The sequence below is a fragment of the Bradyrhizobium sp. LeoA1Lang genome, from assembly GCF_055413685.1.
The window spans coordinates 1-1,513 of sequence record NZ_JBVAPG010000390.1; the positions used below are offsets into that span (position 1 = coordinate 1).

General features: G+C 67.7%; 1 protein-coding gene. It reads left to right on the top strand.

Going from position 1 to position 1,513, the window contains the following annotated elements; all coding sequences use genetic code 11:
* Window positions 1-1,513: condensation domain-containing protein (locus tag ACZYOF_RS43685; RefSeq protein WP_463719580.1), on the top strand; the 1,513-nt coding region annotated here is incomplete at both ends.

The window sequence follows — 1,513 nt, forward strand, 5'->3', positions numbered from 1 at the left end:
CCCTCGTTTGCGCAGCAGCGGCTCTGGTTTTTGGCGCAGCTGGATGCGGGCAGCACGCACTATCACATCCCGCTGGGATGGCGGCTCAAGGGTGTGCTCGACCGCAGCGCCTGGCAGCGCAGCCTGGACCGGTTGGTGGCGCGGCATGAGGCGCTGCGGAGCATTTTTATCCCGGCAGAGGGTGAACCTCGGGTTGAGGTTCTGCCACCGGAGGCGGGGCTGCCGGTTGTGGAGCACGATCTGCGGGGCCGGGCAGATGCGGAGGCGGCGCTATCGGAGCTGTGCCAGGACGAGGCGAAGACGCCGTTCGATCTGGCGCGCGGCCCGCTGATCCGCGGCCGGCTGATCCGCACCTGCGAAGAGGAGCACGTCTTCCTGCTGACCCAGCATCATATTGTCTCGGACGGCTGGTCGCTGGGCGTCCTGGTGCGTGAGCTCAGTTGCCTGTACCGGGCGTTCCTGGCTGGACAAGACGATCCGCTGCCGCCGCTTGCGATCCAGTATCCGGACTATGCCGCCTGGCAGCGGCAGTGGCTTGCTGGCGCGCGGCTGCAGAAGCAGGCGGAGTATTGGCGCAACACCCTGGCGGGCGCCCCGGCCCGTCTTGCGCTGCCGACGGACCGGCCGCGGCCGGCTCGGCAGTCGTTTGCCGGGGCCAGGGTGCCTGTTGTCATCGATGCGGCTCTGACGCGGGAGCTGAAGCGGCTGAGCCGGCAGCATGGCACGACGTTGTTTATGACGGTGCTGGCGGCGTGGGCCGCGGTGCTGTCGCGTCTGTCAGGACAGGACGACCTTGTGATTGGGGTGCCGTCCGCCCATCGCGGTCGGCGCGAGATCGAAGAGTTGGTCGGCTTCTTCGTCAACACCTTGGCACTTCGCCTTGACCTGTCGGGCGCGCCGAGCGTGGCAGAGCTGTTGGAACGGACGCGGTGCACGGCCCTGGCGGCGCAGGAGCATCAGGACCTGCCGTTTGAGCAGGTGGTGGAGATCGTGCAGCCGCCACGGCAGCTTGATCACACGCCGCTGTTCCAGGTGATGTTGGCCTGGCAGAACAACGCCGCTCCGTCGTTCGACCTTCCCGGGCTGAGCGTGGAGGCGGCGGGGGATGAGTACGATCAGGTCAAGTTTGACCTCGAGCTGAGCCTCGGCGAGCATGGCGCGGTGATCGCCGGGACGCTGGGCTATGCGACGGCGCTGTTCGATCAAGCGACCATCGAGCGGCAGCGAGGCTATTTGCTGGCGCTGCTGCGGGCGATGGTGGCCGATGCGCAGCAGCCGGTGGGGCGGATTGAGCTCTTGTCGGCCGCTGAGCGCGCGTATCTGCTGGAGGAGCTGAACCGGACCGCGGCGGCCTATCCGTCGGAGCGGTGCATCCACGAGCTGTTTGAGGCGCAGGTGCGCCAGGCGCCGGATGCGGTGGCGGTGGTCTATGCGGACGAGTGCTTGAGCTATGGCGAGCTCAATGCGCGGGCGAACCGGCTGGCGCATCATCTGATCGGGCTCGGGGTGAGGC